The sequence below is a fragment of the Streptomyces albofaciens JCM 4342 genome, assembly GCF_008634025.1.
Lineage (GTDB): Bacteria > Actinomycetota > Actinomycetes > Streptomycetales > Streptomycetaceae > Streptomyces > Streptomyces albofaciens.
Genome location: NZ_PDCM01000001.1, coordinates 3,906,170 through 3,932,885 on the forward strand (window position 1 = coordinate 3,906,170; position 26,716 = coordinate 3,932,885).

The window sequence follows — 26,716 nt, forward strand, 5'->3', positions numbered from 1 at the left end:
TCAGCCGTTCCCCTCGACGAGCACCCGGATGGTCTTCAGCTCGGGATCGGCCGCGTCCGGCACGTTCATCCCGGCCCGCACCCCGCTCGTCAGATAGCGCACCACGGGCGCGTCGAGCCGTTCGCCCGGCAGGGCGGCCGGGATGCCCGGGGGATAGGGCGTCAGCATCTCCGCCACGATCCGGCCGGCCGCAGCGCTGGCCGGTACGTCCTCGGTCCGGCCGAAGTACGCGTCGCGCGGCAGGCACACCTGCTCCAGCCGCAGGTCGCCCGGCGCGGGCACCTCGACCTCGGGCGCCGGGCGCAGCTCCGCCGCGTGCCGCGACAGGTCGCGCAGCGCGTCGAGCAGCACCGCGGTGGTCGACGCGTCGTCCGCGTGGGTGAGCTGGGCGCTGATCCGGCGGTGGTCGGCGAGGTGGGCGTCGACGGCGCGGTGCTCGCGCAGCCAGTCGGCGGCCCGGTAGCCGCTCGTGCCCAGCCCGCTGACGTCGATCACCACGGGCAGCGGATCGAAGTCGTGGGCCCGGCCGGGGCCGCAGAAGTCGGCCCGGTCGTTGACGTGGAGTCCGTCGATGGTCTCGATCTCGGCGCGTACCCGGGCCGCGAGGTCCAGCGCCCGGCCCATCAGATCACGTCCCCGCAGGGCCATCTGCCGCCGCCAGCCGTCCAGCCCGGCGTACAGCAGCACCGAAGGGCTGGTCGTGCCGAACAGGTCCGCCCGTGACTTCAGGACCGTCGGCTGGATCAGGTCGCCCCGCAGATGGAACACCGAGCCCTGCTCCAGCCCGCTGCCCATCTTGTGGATGCTGGTCACACAGACGTCGGCGCCCGCGTCCATCGCCCAGGACGGCAGGTCCGGGTGGAAGGGCAGGTGCGCGCCCCACGCCTCGTCCACGATCAGCGGGCGCCCGCGCCCGTGGCACACCTCCGCCAGGGCGCGCAGGTCCGCGCAGGCGCCGTACGGGGTCGGGCTGGTCACCAGGGCCCCGCGCGCGTCCGGGTGCTCCGCGAAGGCCCGCTCGAACGACTCGGCCGACGGCGGATGGGCGACCCGGCGCTCGGTGTCCCACTGCGGGTCCACCCAGATCGGCTTCATGCCGGACAGGATCAGCCCCGACACCACGGACTTGTGCGCGTCCCGGCCCACCAGCAGTTTCTCGTGCGGCCCCGCAACCGACAGCATCGCCGCCTTGACCGACAGGGAACTGCCGCAGGTGGAGAAGAAGGTGTGCGAAGCGTGCACCGCGTCCGCCATCAGCGCCTCGGCCCGCTCCAGCACCTCGGCCCGGCCCAGCCGGTCGTCCAGTCCGCCGGAGGCCAGCAGATCGCCGTGGAACACCGCGTCGCCGAGCACCTCGCGCACCATCGGGTCGGCGCCGCGGGCCTGTTTGTGACCGGGCGGCGTGAAGGAGACCTCGCCGGCCCGCCGGTAGCGGGCCAGCGCCTCCAGAACCGGGGCTTGGGTGTGATCGACTGCCATGCGGCAGGGGTTCCCCGGGCCCGGACGGGTCAATCACCCGCACCGTTCGATTGCGCCGTGCCGTGCCGGGCAGGGTAGGGGCCACGGGCTCTCACCCGTACGGCATCGGTGCGGCACCCGTACGGCACCGGCCGGGCGCCGCCCCGCGCCGCGCGCCGGGTACCCGCGGGTCCCGCCGGTACCGGTGGATCTTTCCCCGTCCGGGCGGGTTTTCCCGGCCCGGCGCGGGGAACCCGCCCTCGCGCCGCCGGTCCGGACCGGCGGCACCGACCCGCCGCAGCAGTGCGCCGCCTGCCGCCCCCGCTCGCAGCCGGAGCTTCGGCGGGCGAGCCTTTTCACGAGGCCACCGCCGCCGGGACCACCACCGCGGCGGACCGCAGACGCGCTGGAGGAGAAGCGATGGGCGTGCGCAAACGGGTTCGCGACTGGCCCGTGTACCGGCAGCTGACCGGGGGCGACCGGCTGGGCCGGGGCCGCGCCGCGATGTCGCCGTACACCGAGGGGCTGCGCCCGCGCACCGGCACCGCCGACCGGATGGTGCGCTCGGTCTGCCCGTACTGCGCGGTCGGCTGCGGCCAGCAGGTGTACGTCAAGGACGAGAAGGTCGTCCAGATCGAGGGCGACCCCGACTCGCCCGTCAGCCGCGGCCGGCTCTGCCCCAAGGGCTCGGCGACCCTCCAGCTCACCACCGGCTCCTCGCGCCGCCACCAAGTGCTCTACCGGCGCCCGTACGGCAGGGACTGGGAGCCGCTGGACCTGGAGACGGCCATGGACATGGTCGCCGACCGGGTCGTCGAGACGCGCCGCCGCACCTGGGAGTGGGAGTCCGCCGAAGGGCTCCGCACGGCCCGCACGCTGGGCATCGCCAGCCTGGGCGGCGCCACCCTCGACAACGAGGAGAACTACCTCATCAAGAAGCTGCTGACCGGCCTCGGCGTGGTCCAGGTGGAGAACCAGGCCCGGGTCTGCCACAGCTCCACCGTCGCCGGGCTCGGCACGTCCTTCGGGCGCGGCGGCGCGACCACCTTCATGCAGGACCTCCAGCACGCGGACTGCATCGTCATCCAGGGCTCGAACTTCGCCGAGGCCCACCCGGTCGGCTTCCAGTGGGTCATGGAGGCGAAGGCCCGCGGCGCCCGCGTGATCCACGTCGATCCGCGCTACACCCGTACGAGCGCCCTGGCCGACCTGCACGTTCCGATCCGGGCGGGCAGCGACATCGCCTTCCTCGGCGGGATCATCCGCCACGTCCTGACCGAGGAGAAGGACTTCCGCGAGTACGTCCTGCACTACACCAACGCCGCCACCCTGGTCGGCGAGGACTTCGAGGACACCGAGGACCTGGACGGCGTCTTCTCCGGACTGGAGGAGGCGGAGCACCACTACGACCCGATGAGCTGGCAGTACGAGGGCGTGCACGTCCAGGCGCCGGCCGGCGAGGTGGACGAACAGTACGAGGCGCGCGTCAAGGAGGCCGGCGGGTCCGAGACGCACGGTTCCGGCGGCGCCCCCACCGGCTCCCAGGCGCCCCGCGACGAGACGCTGCGGCACCCGCGCTGCGTCTACCAGATCCTCAAGCGCCACTACGCCCGCTACACCCCCGAGATGGTCGAGCGGATCTGCGGCGTGCCGCGGGAGACGTTCCTGCGGGTGTGCGAGGATCTGACCGCCAACTCGGGCCCGGACCGCACCAGCGCCTTCTGCTACGCGGTGGGCTGGACCCAGCACTCGGTCGGCGCGCAGTACATCCGGGCCGCGAGCGTGCTGCAACTGCTCCTCGGCAACATCGGCCGCCCCGGCGGCGGCATCCAGGCGCTGCGCGGCCACGCCTCCATCCAGGGCTCCAGCGACATCCCCACCCTCTTCAACCTGCTGCCCGGCTACCTGCCGATGCCGCACGCGCACGCCCACGAGGACCTGGACACCTTCGTGAACGCGAGCCGCACGGAGAAGGGCTTCTGGGGCGACATGCGCGCCTACTTCGTCAGCCTCCTCAAGTCGTACTACGGCGACGCGGCCACCGCCGGAAACGACTACTGCTTCGGCCATCTGCCGCGGCTGACCGGCGCGCACTCCACGTACGAGACCGTCATGGCGCAGCTGGACGGCGTCTGCAAGGGCTACTTCCTGATGGGGGAGAACCCCGCCGTCGGCTCCGCCAACACCCGCCTCCAGCGCCTGGGCATGGCCAACCTGGAGTGGCTCGTGGTCCGGGACTTCTCGCTGATCGAGTCGGCGACCTGGTGGCAGGACGGCCCGGAGATCGAGACCGGCGAACTGCGGACCGAGGACATCGGCACCGAGGTGTTCTTCTTCCCGGCCGCCGCGCACACCGAGAAGTCCGGGTCCTTCACCAACACCAACCGCTGGGTGCAGTGGCACCACGCGGCCGTCGAGCCCGAGGGCGACGCCCGCAGCGATCTGTGGTTCATGTACCACCTCGGCCGGCGCATCAAGGAGAGGCTGGCCGCCTCCACCGACCCCATGGACCGGCCCGTACAGGACCTGACCTGGGACTACCCGGTCGAGGGGCCGCTGGAGGAACCGGTCGCCGACGCCGTGCTCGCCGAGATCAACGGGCGCGGGCCGGACGGCGCCCCGCTGACCGCGTACACCGAACTGAAGGACGACGGCTCGACGCGGTGCGGCTGCTGGATCTACTGCGGCGTGTACGCGAACGGCGTCAACCAGGCGGCCCGCAAGAAGCCGCACACCGAACAGGACTGGGTGGCCGCCGAATGGGCCTGGGCCTGGCCCGCCAACCGGCGCATCCTCTACAACCGCGCGTCGGCGGCCCCGGACGGCACCCCGTGGAGCGAACGCAAGGCGTACGTGTGGTGGGACCCGGCCGAGGGCCGGTGGACCGGCCACGACATCCCGGATTTCGTGCCCGACCGCGCTCCCGACCACGTGCCGCCGGACGACGCGCGCGGCCCCGACGCGCTGCGCGGCGACGACCCGTTCATCATGCAGGCGGACGGCAAGGGCTGGCTGTACGCGCCCGCCGGCCTGGTCGACGGGCCGCTGCCCACGCACTACGAGCCGCAGGACTCCCCGTTCGGGAACGCCCTCTATCCGTCCACGCCGCGCTCGCCGGTCCGCCGCGTGCACCCTCGCGAGGGCAACCGCTACCACCCCAGCGGCGACGAACCGGGCGCCGACGTCTATCCGTACGTCGTCACCACCCACCGCCTCACCGAGCACTTCACCGCGGGCGGCATGAGCCGCTGGTCCCCCTACCTGGCCGAACTCCAGCCGGAGTTCTTCTGCGAGGTCTCCCCGCAGCTCGCCGCCGAACGCGGCCTGGAGCACCTGGGCTGGGCCACCATCGTCACCGCCCGCAACGCCGTCGAGGCCCGCGTCATGGTGACCGAACGGATCAGGACGCTGACGGTCCAGGGCCGTACGGTCCACCAGATCGGCCTGCCGTTCCACTGGGGGCCCAACGGCGTGGTGACCGGCGACGCCGCCAACGAGCTGGTCGCCATCGCGCTCGACCCCAACGCCCATATCCAGGAGGACAAGGCGCTGACCGCGGACATCCGGCCGGGCCGCCGGCCGCGCGGCCCCGACCTGCCGCGGCTGGTCGCGGCCTACCGCGAGCGCGCCGGCATCGGCGAGAGCACCGGGACGGAGACCCGCACATGACCGACCACCTGCTCAGCGGCGTCGAACCGGACCCGGCCGGGGACGCGGGCCACCCCGACGCGCCGCCCCGCGCGGGCTTCTTCACCGACACCTCGGTGTGCATCGGCTGCAAGGCCTGCGAGGTCGCCTGCAAGGAGTGGAACGCCATCCCCGAGGACGGGCTGTCCCTGACCGGGATGAGTTACGACAACACGCAGGGGCTCGGGGCCTCCACCTGGCGGCACGTGGCCTTCGTCGAACAGGCGGCGCCGTCCCCCGAGGGGCGTACGGAACTGCCGCTGGCCGACGCGCAGAGGGGCGGGGGACCGGACGGTCCGGGCGGCTCGAACGGCTCGAACGGCTCGGGTGGCTCGAACGGCTCGGGCGGTGACCTGCGCTGGCTGATGGCCTCCGACGTGTGCAAGCACTGCACCCACGCCGCCTGCCTGGACGTCTGCCCCACCGGCTCGCTCTTCCGCACCGAGTTCGGCACCGTCGTGGTCCAGGAGGACATCTGCAACGGCTGCGGCTACTGCGTACCCGCCTGCCCGTACGGCGTCATCGAGCAGCGCCCGTCCGACGGCCGCGCCTTCAAGTGCACGATGTGCTACGACCGGCTCGGCGCCGGACAGGAACCCGCCTGCGCCAAGGCGTGCCCGACCGACTCCATCCAGTTCGGCCCGCTGGACGAACTCCGCGAACGGGCCGCGCTGCGCGTCGACCAACTGCACGCGGCCGGTGTCACCGACGCGCGGCTGTACGGCCACGAGCCGACCGACGGCGTCGGCGGCGACGGCGCGTTCTTCCTGCTCCTCGACGAACCCGAGGTCTACGGGCTGCCGCCGGACCCCGTGGTCACCACCCGCGACCTGCCCGCGATGTGGCGGCACGCGGGTGCCGCGGCGCTCTCGCTGATCGGCGGTGCGGCGCTGTCGTTCGCCGTGCCCGCACTGAAGCACCTGGCCGGCACCACCGGACGGAAGGGAAGGCGATGACCGGCTCCGATGTCACCCGGCAGGGCCCGGAGGGCGAGCGCCCCGGCCGGGAGGCCGCGCCGGAGATACTGCGCGGCGGGCCCGACGGGGCGGGGCCGGGCCGGGGCGCCGGGCGGCGGGGACGGCGCCGGGGCGGCGAGGGCAGGCACGGCGGCCGGGGCGAGCAGCTCATGGCGCCGTCGGCCGAGTTCGCCTCGTACTACGGCAGGCCGGTGATCAAGGCGCCCGCCTGGCGCGCCCGGGACATCGCCGGTTACTTCTTCCTCGGCGGTCTGGCCGGTGCCGGATCGGTGCTGGCCGCCGGCGCCCACGCGACGGGCCGCACCACCACCGCGACCGCGATGAAGATCTCCTCCCTCGCGGCGGTCTCCCTGTCCACCGCCGCCCTGGTCAACGACCTCGGCAGACCGGGCCGCTTCGGGAACATGCTGCGGGTGATCAAGCCGACCTCGCCGATGAGCGTCGGCTCCTGGCTGCTGGCCGCCTACGGGCCCGCCGCGGGCGCCGCGGCGGCCTGCGCGGTCACCGGGCGGCTGCCCCGGGCGGGCGCCGCGGCGACCGGTGCCGCGGCGCTCCTCGGCCCGGCCGTCGCCACGTACACCGCGGTCCTCGCGGCGGACACCGCCGTGCCCGCCTGGCACGGCGCCCACCGCGAACTGCCGTATCTGTTCGCGGCGTCGGCGACCGCCGCGGCCTCCGGGATGGCGCTCGTCCTCGGGCCCGTACGGGAGACCGCGCCCGCCCGCTGCGCCGCGGTCCTGGCCGCGGTGGCCGACAGCGCCGTGCACAAGGCCGCCGAGGAACGGCTCGGCATGGTCGCGGAGACCTACCGCACCGGCCGGGCCGGAAAGCTGCTGCGCGCGGCGCGCGCCCTCACGGCGCTCGGCGCCGCGGGCGGCGCGCTGTCCGGGGGCCGAGCGCGCCCACTGGCGGCCGCGAGCGGCCTCGCCCTGCTCGCCGGTTCCGCGTGCACCCGCTTCGGGATCTTCGCGGCCGGCATCGCCTCCGCCGAGGACCCGAAATACACCGTCGTACCCCAACGGGCGGCCAAGGAAGCCCGCCGCACCACCCCAGCGCCCCACGCGGAGAGGACACAGCCCACATGACCCGCACACCCCACAACGACGAGCCCGCGCAGGTCGTGCTCAGCGCACAGTCCCCGGCCGACGCCGAAGCCGTGCTCGGCACGCTGCGCAGCTGCTTCGCCTCCGACCGCGCGGACGGCAACGCCCCGCACGACGAGCCCAAGCAGGCCGGTCACCCGATGGTCTGGACGGAGAACTTCGAGACCTCCGAAGTGCGGGGCGACGTCGGGAAGGGCAGTCAGCCGTCCGCCCCCGTCACCGTGAACCTCCAGGGCAGCCCGCTGGCCGTGGACCGGCTGCGGGACGTGCTGACGCGCGCCTTCTCCGTCCGTACGGAGGGCACGGTGTCGGGCGACCAGGAGGTGGAGCTCCAGCTCGTCCTGGAGAACCCGGGCCAGGGCTGACGCGCCCTTTCCACAAGCGGTCGGTGCCGCGGACCCGCGAAGGGCCCGCGGCACCGGTGCGTTCCGGGGCGCCATCAGTCCCTCGAAAATCGTGTATCTTGGAAATCGAGGTAGATGGCCGAGTGAGCGAAGGCGGGTGCCGCGTGCCGAAGGAATCCGAGTCGATCAGGGCCGCCCTGGGCAGGGCGGTGCAGGCGTACCAGGGGGCCGTCGACGACTTCGACCGTGAGGTCGCCCGCCTGCTGGGGGTCAACGAGACCGACCTGCGGTGCCTGGAGCTGCTGCTGACGGCCGGGAGTGCCACCCCCGGCGAACTCGGCGGGCGGCTGGGGCTGACCACGGGCAGCGTGACCGCGATGATCGACCGGCTGGAGAAGCGCGGCTACCTCGCGCGCACCCCGCACCCCACCGACCGGCGCAGCACGCTGGTGCAGCCCACCTCCGACCTCCGGGAGCGCGCGGGCGCGCTGATGATGCCCTTCGTCGAGGACTCCGCCGCACAGGTCCACGCCCGGTTCAGTGACGAACAGCTGGCCCTGGTCGTCGACTTCCTCGACTTCAACCGCGAGGTGCAGGAGCGGCACACCGAGCGGCTGCGTGCCGTGGCCGCCCCGAAGCGCGGCGGCGGCAAGGCCGCCGGTCCGGCGTCCGCCTGAGAGGCCGGTGTCCCGGTCCGCCCGCGGAGCCGGTGCCCGGTCCCGCCACGAGTGAGAAAAGGCAGTCCCATGCACGTGATGATCATTGGTGCCGGTACCGGCGGCCTCGCGCTGGCGCACGGCCTGCGGCGCGCAGGCATCAGCTGTGCGGTCTTCGAGCGCGACCGCACCCGCGGCGGCGGCCTCCAGGGCTACCGCGTCGGCATCGACCACGACGGCAGCCGCGCCCTGTCCGGGCTGCTGCCGCCCGACCTGTTCGACACCTTCGTGGCCACCTGCGCCCGTACCCCCGACCGCTTCACCATGTACACCGAGAAGTACAAGGAAGTGCTGTCCCTGAGCGGCTTCGCGCGGGCGAGTGACGACGGGGCCGGGGCGGAGCGCTCGGTCTCGCGCATGACGCTGCGTCAGGTGCTGCTCACCGGGCTGGAAGACGTGGTGCGGTTCGACAAGGCCTTCACCCACTACGGGCGCAACCCCGACGGCACGGTCACCGCGCACTTCGCGGACGGCACGTCCGCCACCGGTGACGTGCTGGTCGGCGCGGACGGCTCCAACTCGCGGGTCCGCCGCCAGTACCTGCCGCACGCGGAACTCAAGGACGCCGGGATCACCGCCATCGGCGGCAAGGTGCCGCTGACCGACGCCACCCGCGCCCTGCTGACCGAGAAGACCGTCGACGGCGTCAACCTCTTCTTCGCGCCCGGCGGTTACTCCCTGATCCTGCACGTCATGCAGTTCCCCTGGAACGAGAACGGCGCGCCCAGGAGCGGCATCGGCGCCACCGACGCCGACCTCATCAAGAACTGGCCGGGCCTCCAGTTCGACAACACCCGCGACTACATCATGCTCGGCATCAACGGTGCCACGCGGAACCTGCCCGTCGACATCCTCCAGCGGGACGGGGAGGGGCTGTGCGCGCTCTTCCGGGAGCTGACCCGCACCTGGGACGCGCGCCTGCGCGCACTCGTCGGCCTGGTGGACCCCTCGACCTGCTTCCCGATCCGGATACGCACCTCCGTACCGGTCGAGCAGTGGCCCTCCAGCAACATCACCCTCATCGGCGACGCCATCCACACCATGACCCCGGGGCGCGGCGTCGGCGCCAACACCGCGCTGCGCGACGCCCTTCTGCTGTGCCGCAATCTGACCGCCGTACGCGACGGCCGGATGCCCCTGGTCCCCGCGGTCCGCGACTACGAGACCCAGATGATCGACTATGGCTTCGACGCGGTGCGCAAGTCCCTGGAGCAGATGGACGGCAACGCGCCGATCCACCGGCCCGTCCTCGGCCGCGCCGTCCTCGCCGCGACGCGCACCGGTATGCGTGTGGTCAATCATCTGCCGCCGGTCAAGCGGAAGATGGCCGCTGCCATGCAGGCGTACCGCGGCCAGGACCGCGAGGCGTAGGGCACCGGGATCCGGATCCCCCGTCGGCACTGGCGGGTCCCGTACGGCCGTGGCGGGGCGCGCCGGAGCCCCTACCCGGCTCACCGGACTGGCCGGAGCGGTGCTGGCCACCCTGGTGATCGTGCTGCTCAGATCGGCAGTACGCAGCCCAGCGACGACGTGGCGAACGGTGACCCGGAAGGGGTGAGGGCGCCGGAGTCCTGGTGCACGGTGAAGGCGGCGACCGTCCTGCCGTACTGGTTGGCCGCGAAGAGCAGGGTCCCCGACGGCGCGAGGCTGATGTGCCGGGGCCAGGAACCGCCGCTGGGCACGGTGTCCAGCAGGCGCAGTCCGGCGCCGCCGCCGGTGACGGAGAACCGGGCGACGCTCTCGTGACCCCGGTTGGACAGGTAGAGGAACCGGCCGTCGGCCGAAATCACCACCTCGGCCGGGTAGTTGCGGACGGCCGCCCCCGCGCCGCCGGGGACGGTGGGCAGGCTCTCGCCGCGGGTCAGCACGCCGGTCGCCGTGTTGTACGCGTAGACGGTGACCGTGCTGTTCAGCTCGTTGGCCACGTAGGCGTACGGGGCCGTGGGGTGGAAGACCATGTGCCGGGGGCCCGCGCCGGGGACCGAGCGGACCTCGGACACCGGCCGCAACGCGCCGCTCACGGTGTCGAGCCGGTAGGTGTAGACCTTGTCGGTGCCCAGGTCGACGGCGAAGACGTGGGCGCCCGTGGGGTCGGTGAGGATCTGGTGCGCGTGCGGGCCCTCCTGGCGGCCGGGGTCGGGGCCGGAGCCGGTGTGCTGGACCAGGGCGGTACGGGCCCCCACGCTGCCGTCGGCGTTGATCGTGTGCGCCGCGACGCTGCCGGCGCCGTAGTTCGCGCTGAGCAGGTGGCGGCCGGTGGGGTGCACCGACAGATGGGTGACGTTGGCGCCGCCCGTGGACCGCGCCGGGCCCAGCGCGGTCAGCGCGCCGCGCGCGCCGATGGCGAAGGCGCGCACGGCGCCCTGCCGTCCGCTGTTGTCCAGTGAGTAGAGCACCTTGCCGTCGGGGGAGACGGCGAGGAAGGAGGGGTCGGTGACGGAGGGGAAGCTGCTCTGCCGGGTCAGCGCGCCGGTCGTGGTGTCGTACGCGCAGGTGATGATGCCGTTGCCGTACGTACCGAGGAACGCCGGGCGCCGACCGGCGGCGCATTCGGGGCGAGCGGGCGCCGGCCGGGCCCACGCGGCGGAGGCGCGGACGCCGAGCGCGGCGCCGAGCACGCCGGCGCCCAGCGACCCGAGGAGCGAGCGGCGGGCGAGGCCGGGGGCGGGGGCGCCGGGGCCGCGGTGATGCGGGTGTTCCGGGTGTTCCGGTGGGTGTGGTGGCTGTGCGGGCATGGGCGGGCACCTTTCCGCGCCGGAGGGGGGTTGGCGTGCGCTCGTCAACAGCATGGCGACCGTCCGGTTCCAGGTCCAGACCATTGCTGCCCTTGGAGTGCCGCGCTCCTCGTGCGATCCGGACATACGGCGACTTCCGGCCGTTCTGCGTTTGCCCGGGGCATGACCGCACGGGACGGGCGTTGAATCGGGAACGATTCCGGGGCGGCGCGCCCGGGTTGGTGCTCGACGTGAGGATGTGAGACGGGTGGACGAGGGACGCAGACTGAGTCGCAGATCTCTGTTGCGCAGCGGACTGGGGGCGGGCGGACTGGCCGTGGCCACCAGCATGCTGCCGGGGCTGTGGGGACGCCCGCCGGGCGCGGCGTGGGCCGCTTCCCCGGCTGCCGGGGCGACAGCCGTACCGGCGGGGCCCCCGGCCCCCGCCGCCGCCTTCCCCGACTGGGCCAGGTTCGCCCGGATCGCGGACGGCACGTTCGACGACGACGCCGAGCCCCGCGACATGAAGCCGGTGATCGACAAGCTCAAGGCGCAGAACGTGAGCGTCATCGAGGTCGACACGATCCTGTCCAACTGGCTCTCGGACGCCGAGTTCAGCACGCACATGGCGCAGATCAAACGATTCTCCGACCTGGCGCACACCGCCGGGATACGGGTGATCGTCTACTACCCCTCGCTGGAGGTCATCAGCGTCGGCGGGGAGAAGGGCAAGTCCTTCTACAAGAACAGCGACGGCAAGAACTGGGTACAGCGCGGCCTCGACGGCAAGCCCAACGTCTTCTACGGAAGCCTGGTCGTCTGGGTCGATCCGGGCGACGAGAGCTGCTGGGTCAGCCCCAACTCGCCCTGGCGCGACCACTACCTCGCCCGGATCAAGGCCCTCGCGCGCACCGGCGTGGACGCCATCTGGCCGGACGTGCCGATCTACTTCGACGGCGCGCTGAGCTGGTGCGACGCCTCCACCTGGGCGGCGGACGCCTTCCGGGCCGACACCGGCCTGGCGCTGCCCGCCAAGGTTGACTGGAACAACGCGGGCTTCCGCCGCTACGTCGAATGGCGGCACCACAACCTCAACCGGTTCCAGCTCGACATCGCCGCCGCCGGCCGCTCGGTCAACCCCGACCTGGTCACCTTCGTCGAGACCGTGACCATGGACTACAAGTACGCCACCACCGTGGGCCTCGACGGCGCGCACCTGCGCCGGGCGGAGGGCGTCAGCCACGTCTGGGAGGTGGACATCCTCGGCAACTACGACGGGATGCGCCACGCCACCGTCTCCGACTGGACCTGTCTGATCTCGATGTACAAGTACGCCCGCGCGGCCAGCGGCACCAAGCCCGCCTGGGCCTTCTCCTACGGCTGGAAGGCGGACGACGCGTCGCTGGTGATGGCCGAGACGCTGGCGGCGGGCTGCAACCCGTACGAGGTCAAGAGCCCGTTCAAGACCGACAGCACGGACACCGCGATGCGGACCCGGATGTACGGCTTCGTCGCGGCCCACCAGGAAGAGCTGTTCGCCGCCGCCTCCGGGGCCACGGTCGGCGTCTACCACTCGTCCGCGTCGCGCGACTTCGTCAGCCCCGTCGAGGGCAGCGGCATGTACGTCAACACCAAGCCGCCCGCCGGGGTCAAGGACTGGTGGAGCTTCGACACGCCGGAGGAGAGCTGCACCCGGCAGAAGTGGCTGGGCGAGTTCCGCGGCACCGTCAAGTCCCTGGTGCTCGCGCACATCCCGTTCAACACCGTGCCCAGCCCCGGCGTCGGCGCCGACGACCTGGCCGGATACCGCGTGCTGTACCTGCCCAACCTCCAGGCCGTCTCCGACGCGGAGGCGGACGTGCTGCGCTCGTACGTGGCGGGCGGCGGCACCGTCGTCGTCACCGGCCCCGCACCCACCGGGCTCGACGAGCACGGCGGCACGCGCGGCGAATACGCCTTGGCCGATGTCCTCGGCTTCCGCAAGGCGGACCCGGTGCCCGCCACCAAGCGGAACACCTTCGGCCAGGGCACCTGCTGGTTCATCAAGGACCTGCTCGGCCTGGCCTACCTCACGCGCACCGACCGGCCCACCGCCGACCGGCTCCTGGAACCGGTCCGCACGGTCGCCCCGCCCGCCGTCACGCTCACCGGCGACCCCCGGATCCACCTGGAGCTGAGCCACCTCGGTGACGCCACCATCGTGCAACTGGTCAACTTCACGGCATTCGGTGAAACCCCCGCCGCCTTCACGACCAAACCCACCACCTGCACCGTCACCCTCACCGTCCCCGTCGGCCGGCAGGTGCGGGCGGCCACGGTCAGCACGCCGGACGGCTCCGGCGGCCCCGCGCCGAAGCCGGTGGCCTGGAAGACGGACGGCGACACGGCGAGCGTGGAGCTGACGGTGGCGCAGTACTCCCTGCTCAACGTCACCGTCAACTGACGGCGGTCAGCCGTCGTCACCGCTCCCCGGGAGCGGGGACCCGCCACAAGGACGTGGGCCGGTCCTCGCTCCCCGGGTGCGACTCGAAGGCGATCCAGCGGCCGTCGGGCGACCAGCTCGGCGCTCCGTCGTACGTACCGGGCTCGCGCGTCACCTGGACCGGCGCGCCGCCCGCCACCGGCATGACGAAGATCTTCGGCAGGTCGAGCCCGCCCGTGGTGGACGAGAAGACCACCGAGCGGCCGTCCGGCGACCAGCTCGCGTCCGTGTGCTCCCCCGCCACGGTGGTCAGTCTGCGCACGCCGCTCCCGTCGGCGTTCATCACGTACAACGCCCAGCGGTCGCTGCCCAGTTCCCGCCGCTGGAAGACCAGAAGGTCGCCGCGCGGCGACCAGTTGGGCTCACGGTTGTCCGTACGGCTCGCGGGGCCGTTCACCAGTCGGGTCTGCTCCGTACCGTCCCGTCTGACCTTCCACAGGGAACCCAGCGCCGACCGGTCGGCGAGTGCCGCCCGCGCGTCCGGGGCCGCCCGCTCCACGCTCTCCTGGAAGACGATCCACTTTCCGTCCGGCGAGAAACTCGGCTCCAGATACCCCGAATTCCCGGGGTGCTCGGTCACCCGCTCCGGCCGCCCGCCCGGACGGAGCACCCAGATCTCGTCCTTGCCCGCCCGGTCGGAGGCGAACGTCACGCCTGCCGAGGGCCGCCAGCTGGAGCCGGGCAGGTTCACCGCCGCCCGGTCGTGCTCGTCCAGCAAGTCGCGGGCGGCCTTGCGGGAGTCCCGGCCGTCCCGGTTTCCCAGGGGCAGTACGCGCAGCGCGGCGGCCCCCTCGTTGTAACCGCCGTGGAAGACCGTGAACAGCAGGGACTTCCCGTCGGGCGCGAACGCCGGATTCTGCGCGCTGCCCTTTCCGGACTCCCGGTGGAGCAGCTCGGCCCCGTCCCCGCGCGTCACCGCGGGCTTCGCGGAGGGGAAGCCCGACGTTCCCGGCGACGGCCGCGCCGGCTCCGACGGGTGGCGCGCCGGCCCCTCCCCGCCACCCCCGCACGCCGTAAGCACCAGGGCTCCGGCGCCCAGCCAGCCCGCGATCCGCCCTCGCCTGCGCATGCGGCAACGTTAGGCGCGCGAACTCCGGTGATTCCACTGGAGTTTGCGACAAAAACGCGGCTGAAGTGACGCGGGCGGAGTTGCCTTCGCATCTTTTTGGGGATGTGGTGATTGCCGTTGTGGGTTAGTGGGAAAGATGGTCGATTTCGGGGACGGCAGGGGCGGACGGGACTTGTGGAAGTGGTCAATGTTTCATTGACAGTTGCTCCGCACGGATGGTTGAGTCGGGCTCGCCGAATAGGGAAGCTCGAATGCCCTTCACCCCACGGGCGGTAAATGAGCTTTCGGAAAGCCCGCTGACCCGGTGCCCAGGCCCAGGAACAGGAGCAAGGAGTGCTTGACGCCCGAAGCGGGCCCCGGCAGGAATTCGACCGGCCGGATACCGATTCACCGGATCTGGTGGTGGACGGCGGACGGGCCCAGGAGGCCGTCGGCGCCGGTGCGCTGAGCGTCCGGGTACCGGGGGACAAGTCGGTCAGTCACCGGGCGCTGCTGGCGGCACTGCTTCCCGGCGCGCCCGAGGTGCTGACGGTGCGCAACGCCAACCTCGGCGGCGCCGTACGGGCCCTGCTCCCGGCGATGCGGGCCCTGGGCGTGGCGGTCGACGTGGACGGCGGCGCGCTGACCGCGCGGCGTGGCGCGTTACCGGTGCCCCAGCGGGTACGGGCCCACCCGGGCGTGACCCGGTGGCCCGAAGGCGTGCCGTACCTGGAGACCGGCGGGTCGAGCGCCGCGGCCCGGCTGCTGATCGGCGTGCTCGCGGGGAGCGGCACCGCCGCGGTGGTGGACGGCGACGAGGTGCTGCGGCACCGGCCGATGGACTGGCTGGTCGATCCGCTGGCCGAGCTGGGCGCGGAGATCGAGTACCTCGGCGAGGACGGCTGCCTGCCCGTATGGGTGAAGGGGCCGGTGTGCCGGCCGGGCCGGACGGTGCAGCTGCGCGTGGGGAGTGCGCAGGCACGGTCCGGGGTCCTGCTGGCCGCGGCGGCCGCGGGACTGCCCGCGACGGTACGGCACCCGGTGCGCTCGCGGGACCACACCGAGCGGATGCTCGCCTCGTTCGGCGGTGTGCTGGACGAGGGGGACGGTGAACTCCGCTGGAGCGGCGAGCCGTTCGATGTGCCGGACGTCATCGACGTGCCGGCCGATCCCTCGCTGGCCGCCTACCCCGTGGCGGCCCACCTGCTGTGGGGCGACGGCGGCACGCTGCGGGTGCCGGGCGTGTGCCTGAACCCGACCCGGACCGGCTTCTTCGAGGTGCTGCGGCGGGCCGGGGCCGATATCGCGTACGAGTACGCGACCGCGTACGGAGACGGAGGAACCGAGGGGGGACGGCCCCGGGGCGGGGAGCCGGTGGGGACCGTGGTGGTCCGAGGGGGGCTGGAGCAGGCCGGGCCCGTCCGGGTGGACGAGCCGTGGCTGCTGCACGCGCTGATCGACGAAGTGCCGCTGCTGGCCGTGGTCGCGGCCCGGCTGCCGGGGACCTCGTGGATCGGATGCGCGCAGGAGCTGCGGTTCAAGGAGACGGACCGGCTGACGACCACGGCGCGGATGGCCGGGGCCTTCGGCGCCCGGGTCGAGGTGGCGGCCGACGGGCTGACTGTGCGCGGCGGGGCGCCGCTGCGCGCCGGTGTGGTGCCGGGCTTCGAGGACCACCGGATCGCCATGGCCGCCGCGACGCTCGCGGGATGCCTGCCGGGGCGCACCACGGTGCGCGGCGGCGCCTGCCACCGCACGTCATTTCCCGACTTCGCCGATGTGCAGCGGGCCGTCGGCGCCCGGATCGCAAAGGACCCCCTGTGATGACGAGTGAGGCGAGTACCGAGGCGCGGTCCACGGGCAGCACCCTGGGGCCGGCCTTCGGCAGCGGCAACGGCCCCTGGCTGTACGCCGAGGACGGCACGGCCTGGTTCGACGGGACCGCGGGCAGCGGCGCGGCGACCCTGGGCCACCAGCACCCGGACGTCATCGCCGCCGTGACGGCCCAGGCCGGGCGGCTGGCCCACACCGGCTGCAAGCTGGGCTCGGACGCCCGCAGGCGGATGATCGAGCGGATCGGCGCGCTGTCCCCGTACGCGGCGCCCGCGGTGCTGCCCACCACGACCGGCGCGGAGGCGGTGGAGTCCGCGCTGAAGATCGCCCGCGCGGCCACCGGGCACCGGGCCGTGGTCGGCTTCCGGTACGGCTTCCACGGCAAGACGGCCGGGGCGCTGGGGCTCACCTGGCGGCCGGAGTTCAAGGCCTACAGCGGGTTCGAGGACGGCGACGGCCGCGCGCCGGCCGTCATCGCGGAGTTACCCGATCCGCGCGAGCCGGGGCCCGGCGACGCGGCCGCGTTCGCGGCCGGGCTGTCCGCGGCGCTGGACGCCGCGGACCGGCGCGGCGGCACCGCGGCCGTGGTCCTGGAACCGGTCCAGGTGACCGAGGGCGTCCTGGACGTGCCGCCGGAGCTGCTGGACGAGATCGCCCGGCAGGCGCACTCCCGTGGCGCGCTGCTGGTACTGGACGAGATCTACACCGGACTGGGCCGGGCCGGGCGGCTGTTCACCGCCGAGCTGATGACGGAGCAGCCGGACCTGACGCTGCTCGGCAAGACGCTGGGCAACGGCTTCCCGGTCGGCGCCGTGGTGGGGGAGCGCGCGGTGGTCGACGCGCTGCCGCCGGGCGTGCAGACCTCCACCTTCTCCGGACACCCGGTCTCCTGCGCCGCCGCCGAAGCCGTCCTGGACGTCGTCGTACGGGAGGACCTGGCCGGCCGGGCGCGGCAGCTGGGGAAACGGCTGCACGCCGACCTGGACGCGCTGGCCGCCCGGCACCCCTGGATGCGGGCGGTCCGTACGACCGGCGCGCTGGCCGCCTTCGACTGCGTACGGGACGGGCGGCCGGATCCGGAACTGGCGCGGGCGGTCACGGGCGGCGCGCTGCGCGGCCGGCTGCTGCTGTTCGGCGGCGGGCCGGAGGGCGCCAGCGTCAAGATCGTGCCGCCGGTGCTGCTGGACGACGAGGGCTACCGGTTCCTGGCCGACGGGCTCGCGGCGGCCGTGGACGCGGCCGCGCCGGACGACGGCCGCCCCGGCGCCTCCACCCGGAACGGTGGCCTCATATGACCTTCCAGCAGCTCGAAAGGGACGTACTGGCGCCGGAGCTGTGCACCGTGTGCGGCGCCTGCGAACTGGCCTGCCCGGCCGGGGTGATCGGCTTCGACGGGCTGGACCCGGTGCTCACCGTGGCCTCCTGGACCGCCGCCGACTGCGGGGAGTGCACCGACTGCCTGGACGTCTGCCCGGGCGCCGACCCCGGCACCCCGGCCGCCGAGGAGCGCCTGTTCGGCCGCACCCGTACCCCCGACGAGCGCTGGACCGGCGTCTTCGAGGAAGTCGTCGCCGGGCACGCGCTGGACCCCGTGGTGTACGAGGCGTCCGCCAGCGGCGGCAGCCTCACCGCGCTGCTCCAGACCGCCATGCGGGTGCTGGGCGTCTCGGCGGTGCTCTCCATGGGGCGGGACGCCGAGCAGCCGTGGCGGGCGGCGCCCGCGCTGGTACGCGACCCCGGCGACCTGGTGGAGACCGCGCAGTCCACGTACCAACTGGCCCCCTACCTCGGCGCGTTGCGCGACCTGATGCTCAAGGAGCCGGACGCCCGGGTCGCCATGGCCGGAGTGGCCTGCCACATCCAGGCGATGCGCAAGCTCCAGGCCATGGACACCGAGATCGGCCGGTGGGCACGCGAGAAGGTCGTGCTCCTGGTCGAGCCCGCCTGTTCGTCCAGCACGCGCCCCGAGGGCACCGCCGCGGTGATCCGGGAACGCGCCCACGTACCGCTGGAGTCGGTGGTGCGGCTGCGCTACCGCGAGGGCGAGTACCCCGGGAACATCGGTATCCGCACGCGGGACGGCGTGGACCACCAGGTGCAGTTCTGGCAGGCGGTCCGGGACTTCGCCGGAAACAAGACGCACCGCTGTCTGTCCTGCGGGGACTGGATGTCGGGGCTGGCCGATGTGAGCGTCAGCGACGGCGACCCGAACATCTTCGCCGCGAGCGTCAGCGGCGAGGGGCAGGCCAAGCACGGCCGGGTGTTCATCCGTACCCGGGCCGGCGCCGAAGCGGTGGCGGCCGGGCGGGAGCGCGGGCTGCTCACCCACGAACCCGTGGACCTGGCGGGCCTCAACCTCGGCCTGGAACGCAAGCGCAACCGGCGGGCCACCTACGAACGCTCCGGCCGTCCGGTGCCGCTGGGGCCGATACCGGGACACCGCGAGGAACTGGAGATCGTGCCGGACGAGCGGTGGATCGCGGCGCCGGAGCCGGAAGGGGAGCGGTGCGGGCAGGGAACGGCGAGGGAGCGGGGAGATGACTGAAGAGGCGGCTGTACGAGGGGTGCCGGAGGCCGCCGCCGTGGGAGCCACGGGTTCCGTGACCCCGCTGCCCGTACGGCAGTTGGTGGCGGACGGGAGTCCGGAGCCGGTTGTCGAGGAGGTGCTGCGGCAGCCCCCGGGGCGCGGCGAGATACGGCTGCGCGCCGAGTGGAGCCTGGTGAGCCCGGGCACCGAACTGCACTATCTGGACCGCTCCGCCCGTACCGGCGAGCGCTACGTCCTCGGATACTGCTCGGCCGGGGTGGTGGACGCGGTCGGCCCGCAGGCCCCCGGGTTCGCCCCCGGTGACCGGGTGATCGCCATGGGCTGGGGCGAGGCCGTGCACAGCGGGGCGGTCACCGTGCCGTACCGGCTGTGCCGCCGGGTCCCGGACGGCCTGGACCTGGCGGACGCGGTGGTGGCGGGGCTGGCCGCGACCGCGGTGCACGCGGTGGACCGGGCCGTGCTGGAGCCCGCGGACGAGGTGGCCGTGGTGGGCGCGGGCATGGTCGGCCAGCTGGTCGCCCAGATCACGGCGGCCCGGGGCGCCCGCACCACCCTGCTGGACCTGCGCCCGGAGCGGCTGCGCACGGCGCCCGCGCTCGGGCTGGCCGCCGCCGACGGGGAGCGCTTCTTCGCGGCGGAGGGCGCGGGCCCCGGGCAGGACGGGCGCGGCGGCCGGTGTGTCTTCCTGTGCGGTACGGGGGACGCCGGGGCCACCGTCGCGGCGGCCGCCCGCTGGGCGGGCCGGGCACCGGGGCGCCCCCGGCTGGTCGGTGTGGGCCGGTTCGCGGCGCACATCGACTTCAGCGTGGAGCTGGGCAACCTCGACATCCGGTACGCGGCCCGCTGCGGCGCCGGATACCGGGACGCCTCGTACGCCCGCGGCCTGACCGAGGTCACGGCGCCGGACGGCGAGGGCACGGTCACCGAGAACCTGCAACGGGCGCTGGACCTGATCGGCTCCGGCGCGATCCGCCCGGCCCTGATGGGGCTGCCGCGCCTCCCGCTGGAACGGGCCGCCGAGGCCTACGCGCGGCTGCGCGAGCGGCCCGCGCACCCCGCCGTCCTCTTCGCCCACGGCCCGGCCGCGGCGCCGGAAGGGAGCGCCGCGCCATGACCACGACGGCGCTGCCCGCCGAAGTGCCCACCGGCCACCGGCCGTTCCCGCCCGCCGAGCAGGCCGGGACCCTGGTGCACCGCTTCCTGGAACAGGCCGCCGCCCACCCCGGGCGCGAGGCCGTGGTCACCCCCGAGGCGCGCTGGACCTACCGGGAGACCGCCGGGCGCGCGGCCCGGGTCGCCGGCTCGCTGACCGCGGCCGGACTGCGGCCCGGCGACCGGGTCGGGCTGCTCTTCTCGCACGGCGCGGAGATGATCGCGGCGCTGCTGGGCGTGCTGCGGGCCGGGCTGTCCTACGTACCGCTGGACGCGGCCTATCCCGAGCCGCGCCTCGCGTTCATGGCCCGGGACGCGGGCGTACGGGCCCTGGTCGCCACCGAACAGCACCTGCCGCTCGCCGGGCGACTGGCGAGCGGGCAGCCGGTGCTGGCGTACGACGCGCTTGTCGCGGGGGACGCGGCGGACGCCGTACGGGCGCACCCCGGCGCAGAGGCGTACGTCCTCTACACCTCCGGCTCCACCGGGCAGCCGAAGCCGGTCGCGCAGCTGCACCGCAACGTGCTGCACCACGCGCGGGTGTGGACCGACGGCCTGGGCATCGGCCCGCTGGACCGGCTCACCCTCCAGTCCGCCTACAGCTGGGACTCGGCGGTGCAGGACACCTTCGCCGCCCTGCTCAACGGCGCGGCCCTGTACCCCGTCGACCTGAAGTCGCTGGGCATCAGTGGGCTGCTGGAGTGGATGGCGGCCGAGGAGATCACGGTCTACCACTCCACGCTGCCGGTATTCCGTGCGCTCGTACGGGCCATGGAGTCGCGGGGCACGGCGCTGCCCGCCATGCGGATGCTCGCCCTCGGCGGGGACACCCTGCACCTGGCCGATCTCGACGCCGCCCGGCGGGCCTTCGCGGCGCACTGCCGGGTGGCGGGGGCGTACGGCTCGACGGAGTGCTCCTGCGCACTGCTGCGGGTCGCCGACCGGGACTACCGGCCGCCGACCGGCGTCTTCCCGCTGGGCTTCCCGGCCGCGGAGACGCGGGTGTGGCTCCAGGACGGGGACGGGCGGCCGGTCGAGGGAGCGGGCGAAGGCGAAATCGTCGTACAGAGCGACTACCTTGCGCCCGGCGCGGTCGCCGACGGGCGGACGTACCGTACCGGCGACCTCGCCCGGCGGCTGGCGGACGGCACCCTGCTGCTGATCGGCCGCCGCGACTTCCAGGTGAAGATCTCCGGAATCCGGGTGGAGACCGGAGAGGTGGAGAGCGCGCTGAAGGAACTGCCCGGGGTGCGCGAGGCGGTGGTGATGCCGTTCACCGACCGGCTCGGCGAGCGGCAGCTGGCGGCCTACCTGGTGGCGGACGACGGGGCGCGCACCGCACCCGCCGTCCTGCGGGCGGCGCTGCGCGGGGTGCTCCCCGACCACGCGGTGCCCACCGCGTACGTGCTGCTCGACGCGCTGCCGCTGACCCCCAACCACAAGATCGACCGGGCCGCGCTGCCCGACCCGCTCGCGGCCCGGGTAACCGGACCGGCCGCCGGCGCGCGCGGCGCCGGGCCGCTGGAGCGCGCCGTGGCCGAGGCGTGGCGCGAAGTCCTCGGCACCGACGCGGTCTCGCTGGACGACAACTTCTTCGACCTGGGCGGGACGTCCCTGCGGGTGGCCGCCGTCCACGAACGGCTGACCCGCACCGTCGCGCCCGGACTGCGGATGACCGACCTGTACCGGGCCCCGACCGTCCGGAGCCTGGTGCGGCTGATCGGCAGCGGCCAGGAGGACTCCGCGGCGGGCACCGCGCGGGGCGCCCGCCGGCGCGCCGCCGCCCGGGGCGGTACCCGCCGGGCCGCGGCCCGCACACGCCCCGCCGGCCCGCCGCCGCACCCCCAGCAACCAGCAGGAGGAACCAGTGACTGACCGTCCTTACGCCGATCCCGCCGCGGCGGACGGCGCCGACCTCGACGGCCGGATCGCCGTCGTCGGCCTGGACTGCCGGCTGCCGGGCGCCCCCGACCACCACGCGTACTGGCGGAACCTGCTGGCGGGCACCGACCAGATCCGCGACGTGGACGAGGAGGAACTCGTCGCGGCCGGGGCCGACGACCGGACCCTGGCCGACTCCCGCTACGTACGCCGGGCCGCGACGGTCGAGGACGCGGACCTCTTCGACGCCTCGTTCTTCTACCTCAGCGCCCGCGAGGCCGAGCGGATGGACCCGCAGCTGCGGCTGTTCCTCCAGTCCTCGTGGAAGGCGCTGGAGCACAGCGGCCACGACTCCGAGCAGTACGAGGGCCGTATCGGCGTCTTCGCGGGCGCGCTGACCAGCACGTACCTGCTGAACAACGTGCTGACCGGGGAGCAGGGCTTCGCCGGTTCGCTGCCCAGGATGCGCCAGGACCCGGCCACCCTGATGGGCAACGACCCCAACTACCTGGCCACCCGGGTCTCCTACCACCTCAACCTCACCGGCCCCAGCATCTCCGTACAGACCGCCTGCTCCACCTCGCTCGTCGCGGTGCACCAGGCGGCACAGAGCCTGCTGGCGCAGGAGTGCGACGTGGCGCTGGCCGGCGGGGTGGCGCTGCGCTTCCCGCAGGAGGCCGGATACCGGCACGAGACCGACGGGATCGCCTCGGCGACCGGCACGGTGCGGCCCTTCGACGCGGGCGCGGACGGCACGGTCTTCGGCAACGGCGTCGGCGTGGTGGTGCTCAAGCGGCTGGCGGACGCCCTCGCCGAGGGCGACACCGTCTGGGCGGTGCTGCGCGGCTCTGCCGTCGGCAACGACGGCGCCGACCGGGTCGGTTACACCGCGCCGGGCGTCACCGGCCAGGCCGCCGTCCTGGCCGAGGCGCTGGCCGTGGCGGACGTGGACCCCGCGACCGTCGGCTATCTGGAGGCCCACGGTACGGGCACGAAGATGGGCGACCCCATCGAACTGGCCGCCGCCGCGCAGTCCTACCAGGTGGACGGCGCGCCACCGCTGACGATCGGGTCGGTGAAGGCCAACCTCGGCCATCTGAGCACCGCGGCCGGTGTCGCCTCGCTCATCAAGTGCGTGCTGATGCTGCGGCACCGCACGCTGGTGCCCACCCCGCACTTCACCGAGTGGAACCCGCGGTGCGAGGTCGCGGGCACCCGCTTCCGCGTCGGAACCGAGGTCGAGCCCTGGGAGCCGGGGACGGAGGGTGATCCGCTGCGCTGCGCGGTCACCTCCACCGGCATGGGCGGCACCACCGCGCATGTCGTTCTGGAGGAGGCCCCGGCGCCGGAAGCGGCGGTGCGGCCGGCTGCCCCCGTGGTGCTCCTGCCCGTCTCGGCCAAGTCCCCGGCCGCGCTGGAGACCGCACGCCGGGAACTGGCGGACCACCTGGAGGCCACGGCGCCCGGAACACCGGAGGCGCTCGGCGACGCCGCCCTGGAAGACACCGCCCTGGAAGACGCCGCCCACACCCTCGCCACCGCCCGCCGTACGTTCAACTACCGCGCCGTGCTGACCGTCCCGGACCGCGAGACCGCCGTACGCGCGCTCCGCAGCGGCGATCCGCGCTTCACCCACCAGGACTCCGGGCAGCCCGCCGACCGGCCCGTGGTGCTCCTCTTCCCCGGCCAGGGCGCCCAGCACCCCGGCATGGGCCAGGGCTGGTACCAGCACCTGCCGGTGTTCCGCGAGGTGCTGGACGAGTGCGCCGAACTCCTGGAACCCCACCTCGGCCTGGACCTGCGGGACGTCCTCCACCCGCGGCTGCGGGAGTACACCGGCACCCCGCACGACCTCAACCGCACCCGGCTGACCCAGCCCGCGCTGTTCGTGGTGGAGTACGCGCTGGCCCGGCAGTGGATGGCCTGGGGCGTGCGCCCGGCCGCGCTCATCGGGCACAGCGTCGGCGAGTACGTGGCCGCCACCCTCGCCGGGGTCTTCCGGCTCCCCGACGCCCTGCGGGTGATCGCCGAGCGCGGCCGGCTGGTGGACGAACTGCCCGGCGGAGTGATGGCGGCGGTCATGCTGCCGCCCGCCGAACTGGCCCCGTACCTCGAAGAGGACGGCGAGGTCGCGCTCGCCGCGGTCAACGAACCCGCGGTGTGCACCGTGGCCGGCCCCAAGGACGCGGTCCGCGCGCTCACCACCCGGCTCACCGCCGACGGCGTCGCCCACCGGAAGGTCGTCACCTCGCACGCCTTCCACTCGGCCATGATGGACCCGGCCGTCGGCCCGCTCACCGAACTGCTGCGCGGCGTCCCGCTGCGCCGCCCCGAGATCCCGTTCCTGTCCAACCGGACCGGCACCTGGATCACCGACGAGGAGGCCACCGACCCCGCGTACTGGGGGCGGCACCTGCGCGAGACCGTACGGTTCGCGGACGACGTGGCCACCGTGCTGGACGGCGAGCCCCCGGTCTTCCTGGAGGTGGGGCCGGGCCAGACGCTGGCCACCTTCACCCGGCGGCACCCGGACCGGGAGACCGGCGTACCGGTCGTCACCTCCGCGGCCCGCGGACGGGACGCCGGTGCCGACCTGACCGCGGTGACCGCCGCGCTCGGCCGGCTGTGGGCGGCCGGCCTGCCGGTGGACTGGCAGGGGTACTACGCGGACCGCGGGTGCCGCCGGGTGCCGCTGCCGACGTACCCCTTCGAAGGCACCCGCTACTGGGTCGAGCCCGGCACCGGCACGCTGACCGGCGCGAGCGGCGGCTCCGGGAACGGGGTGCGCAAGCTCCCCCTGGACGAATGGTTCTCCGCCCCGGTCTGGCGCCAGGCCGTGGGCACCCTCGACGCGCCCGCCGAGCCGGGCGCCGACCCCGTGCTGCTCTTCGCCGACGCGGAGGGCACGGCCGCCCGGATCGCCGCGCACGCCTGCGCGGGGGAGGTGCTGACCGTACGGGCCGGTGCGGCGTACGGGCGGGACGGTGACACCTGGACGCTGCGGCCGGACTCCGAGGAGGACCACGCCCGCCTCGTCGCCGACCTGCTGGCCGAGGAGCGGCTGCCGGACCGGATCCTGCACGCCTGGTCCACCGCCCCGCTGCCCGCCGAACGCGGCAGGGAACGCTTCGAGACCGCCCAGCGGCACGGCCTCTACAGCCTGATCGCCCTGGTCAAGGCGCTCAGCGAACACGGCGTCACCAAGCCGCTCCAGCTCGACCTGATCAGCGCGGGCGCCTACGCCGTCAGCCCGGCCGAACCGGAACCGGCGGCCGAACTGGCCCCGCTCGCCGTCGCCGCCCGGGTCATCGGCCAGGAGCACGGCAACATCGGCGCCCGCCACTTCGACCTGCCGGCCGCCGTGGACGAGCGCTCGCTGCGCACGCTGGCCGCCGAACTGGCCGGACAGCGCCGCCCCGAGGTGGCCACCACACTGCGCGGCGCCACCCGCTGGATCACCGACCTGGAGCCGGTACGCGCCGACTGGACCGCCAAGGCCGTCTCCCGTCTGCGCGAGGACGGCGTCTACCTGATCACCGGCGGTCTCGGCGAGATCGGTGCCACGATCGCGCGGTGGCTGCGCCGCGAGTGCCCCGGCGCCCGCCTGGCGCTGCTCACCCGCGACCCGCTGCCCGACCGCGCGGAGTGGGACGCGTGGCTGGACACGCACGACGAGGACGACGGGACCTCGCTGCGCATCACACGGCTGCGGGCCCTGGAGGACGGGGGCGGCGAGCCCTTCCTCGTCCACGCCGACGTGGCCGACGAGGACGCGCTGCGGGCCGCGGTGGAGCAAGTGACCGGCCATTTCGGGGGCTTGCACGGCGTCGTGCACGCGGCGGGACTGCCCAGCGAGCAGTGGGACCGGGCGATCACCGCGGCGAGCGCCGAGCAGTGCCAGTGGCACTTCGCGCCCAAGGCCCACGGCCAGATCGCCCTGGAAAAGGTCCTGACCGGCCACGACGTGGACTTCGTACTGCTGCTCTCCTCGCTGGCCGGTGTGCTCGGCGGGCTGCGCCTGCTCGGGTACGGCGCGGCCAACCACTTCATGGACGCCGCCGCCGAGCGGGCCAACCGCGGCCTGGACCGTACGGTGTGGATCAGCGCGGCCTGGGACGTGTGGCAGCACCACCAGGACGAGAAGCGGGCGATCTCCGCGATCGGCCGCAGCATGGACGACAAGGCGATCCAGCCGGACGAGGGCCTGGAGGCGATCCGCCGCCTGCTGACCCTGCGGGATGTCTCCCATGTCGCCGTGTCCACCTGGGACATCGGGCACCGGCTGGACCAGTGGGTGCGCGACGAGCGGATCGCCCGGCCGACGGCGGGCGCCGCCGCGGCCGTGGCCGACACCGACGGGCACGAGGCGGCGGACGACCTCGTCGGGCAGGTGGCGCGGCTGGTGCGCGGCGCGCTCGGCGCCGAGGACATGCCGCTGGACGGGGACATCTTCGAGTTCGGCGGCGACTCCCTGCTGATCGTGCGGCTGCTGTCGGACCTGCGGGACCAGTTCTCGGTGGAGGTGCCGCTGGCGGACGTGCTCGGCGAGCCGACGCCCGCCGCCCTGGCCGCGCTCGTACAGACGCGGCTGGACGCGCGGACGGAGGCCGCCGCGGGCGCGGCCGACGCGCCCGCCGGGGACACCGGCGACGACATCGAGGCGCTGGCCGCGCAGTTGGCCGCACTCGACCCGTACGACATCGAACACCTGCTGGCCGAGGTGCGGCAGGACGGCCCAACCGACCGGGACCGGCAGGAACAGGAGCGCTGACC

The 26,716-nt window shown here is 74.0% G+C and carries 16 protein-coding genes; 13 read left to right on the plus strand and 3 right to left on the minus strand.

Annotated features, from left to right (window positions below; genetic code table 11):
- Positions 1-1,479 carry an aminotransferase class I/II-fold pyridoxal phosphate-dependent enzyme gene (locus CP973_RS17600; RefSeq protein WP_150241796.1) on the minus strand — a complete coding sequence of 493 codons (1,479 nt, stop codon included), beginning with the start codon at positions 1,477-1,479 and terminating at the stop codon, positions 1-3.
- A 399-nt stretch (positions 1,480-1,878) separates the two neighbouring features.
- On the opposite strand from CP973_RS17600, the gene fdh reads away from it, so the two are divergent.
- From fdh to CP973_RS17630, 6 genes are all read left to right on the plus strand, one after another.
- A complete protein-coding gene (fdh, locus tag CP973_RS17605; RefSeq protein WP_150241798.1) occupies positions 1,879-5,127 on the plus strand; it encodes a formate dehydrogenase in 3,249 nt (1,082 codons plus the stop codon).
- Entirely contained in the window at positions 5,124-6,101 is a 978-nt protein-coding gene (locus CP973_RS17610) for a 4Fe-4S dicluster domain-containing protein (protein ID WP_150241799.1), read from the plus strand. The genes fdh and CP973_RS17610 overlap by 4 nt, the downstream gene beginning before the upstream one ends.
- Positions 6,098-7,207 carry an NrfD/PsrC family molybdoenzyme membrane anchor subunit gene (nrfD, locus tag CP973_RS17615; protein ID WP_150241801.1) on the plus strand — a complete coding sequence of 370 codons (1,110 nt, stop codon included), beginning with the start codon at positions 6,098-6,100 and terminating at the stop codon, positions 7,205-7,207. Before CP973_RS17610 ends, nrfD begins: the two co-directional genes overlap by 4 nt.
- Positions 7,204-7,590, plus strand: coding sequence for a hypothetical protein (locus tag CP973_RS17620; protein WP_150241803.1), 387 nt, complete (start codon positions 7,204-7,206; stop codon positions 7,588-7,590). Before nrfD ends, CP973_RS17620 begins: the two co-directional genes overlap by 4 nt.
- Before the next feature lie 143 nt (positions 7,591-7,733).
- Complete coding sequence (locus CP973_RS17625) at positions 7,734-8,246, plus strand: MarR family winged helix-turn-helix transcriptional regulator (protein WP_150241805.1); 513 nt, start codon at positions 7,734-7,736, stop codon at positions 8,244-8,246.
- A 69-nt stretch (positions 8,247-8,315) separates the two neighbouring features.
- A complete protein-coding gene (locus tag CP973_RS17630; RefSeq protein WP_150241807.1) occupies positions 8,316-9,656 on the plus strand; it encodes an FAD-dependent oxidoreductase in 1,341 nt (446 codons plus the stop codon).
- 128 nt (positions 9,657-9,784) lie between these two features.
- Here CP973_RS17630 and CP973_RS17640 read toward each other — a convergent pair whose 3' ends face one another.
- Positions 9,785-11,020 carry a lactonase family protein gene (locus CP973_RS17640; protein WP_244409568.1) on the minus strand — a complete coding sequence of 412 codons (1,236 nt, stop codon included), beginning with the start codon at positions 11,018-11,020 and terminating at the stop codon, positions 9,785-9,787.
- A 316-nt stretch (positions 11,021-11,336) separates the two neighbouring features.
- Here CP973_RS17640 and CP973_RS17645 point away from each other — a divergent pair, with 316 nt between their 5' ends.
- Positions 11,337-13,442, plus strand: coding sequence for a type 1 glutamine amidotransferase family protein (locus tag CP973_RS17645; protein WP_150241811.1), 2,106 nt, complete (start codon positions 11,337-11,339; stop codon positions 13,440-13,442).
- Between the two features lie 16 nt (positions 13,443-13,458).
- Here CP973_RS17645 and CP973_RS17650 read toward each other — a convergent pair whose 3' ends face one another.
- Positions 13,459-14,550, minus strand: coding sequence for a TolB family protein (locus tag CP973_RS17650; protein WP_150241812.1), 1,092 nt, complete (start codon positions 14,548-14,550; stop codon positions 13,459-13,461).
- Positions 14,551-14,883: 333 nt separating this feature from the next.
- Here CP973_RS17650 and CP973_RS17655 point away from each other — a divergent pair, with 333 nt between their 5' ends.
- Genes CP973_RS17655 through CP973_RS17680 form a run of 6 tightly spaced genes read left to right on the plus strand, consistent with a single transcriptional unit; the run spans position 14,884 to position 26,714 of the window.
- A complete protein-coding gene (locus CP973_RS17655; protein WP_150241814.1) occupies positions 14,884-16,353 on the plus strand; it encodes a 3-phosphoshikimate 1-carboxyvinyltransferase in 1,470 nt (489 codons plus the stop codon).
- On the plus strand, positions 16,353-17,657 hold the full coding sequence (locus tag CP973_RS17660) for an aspartate aminotransferase family protein (RefSeq protein WP_244409570.1): 1,305 nt from the start codon (positions 16,353-16,355) through the stop codon (positions 17,655-17,657). The genes CP973_RS17655 and CP973_RS17660 overlap by 1 nt, the downstream gene beginning before the upstream one ends.
- Positions 17,654-18,907: a Coenzyme F420 hydrogenase/dehydrogenase, beta subunit C-terminal domain gene (locus tag CP973_RS17665; protein ID WP_150241816.1), complete on the plus strand. Its 1,254-nt coding sequence runs from the start codon at positions 17,654-17,656 to the stop codon at positions 18,905-18,907. Before CP973_RS17660 ends, CP973_RS17665 begins: the two co-directional genes overlap by 4 nt.
- A complete protein-coding gene (locus CP973_RS17670) occupies positions 18,900-20,024 on the plus strand; it encodes a 3-hydroxyacyl-CoA dehydrogenase NAD-binding domain-containing protein (protein ID WP_150241818.1) in 1,125 nt (374 codons plus the stop codon). The genes CP973_RS17665 and CP973_RS17670 overlap by 8 nt, the downstream gene beginning before the upstream one ends.
- Entirely contained in the window at positions 20,021-21,937 is a 1,917-nt protein-coding gene (locus CP973_RS17675) for a non-ribosomal peptide synthetase (protein WP_150241819.1), read from the plus strand. The genes CP973_RS17670 and CP973_RS17675 overlap by 4 nt, the downstream gene beginning before the upstream one ends.
- Complete coding sequence (locus CP973_RS17680) at positions 21,930-26,714, plus strand: type I polyketide synthase (RefSeq protein WP_150241821.1); 4,785 nt, start codon at positions 21,930-21,932, stop codon at positions 26,712-26,714. The genes CP973_RS17675 and CP973_RS17680 overlap by 8 nt, the downstream gene beginning before the upstream one ends.
- Positions 26,715-26,716: the final 2 nt, after the last annotated feature.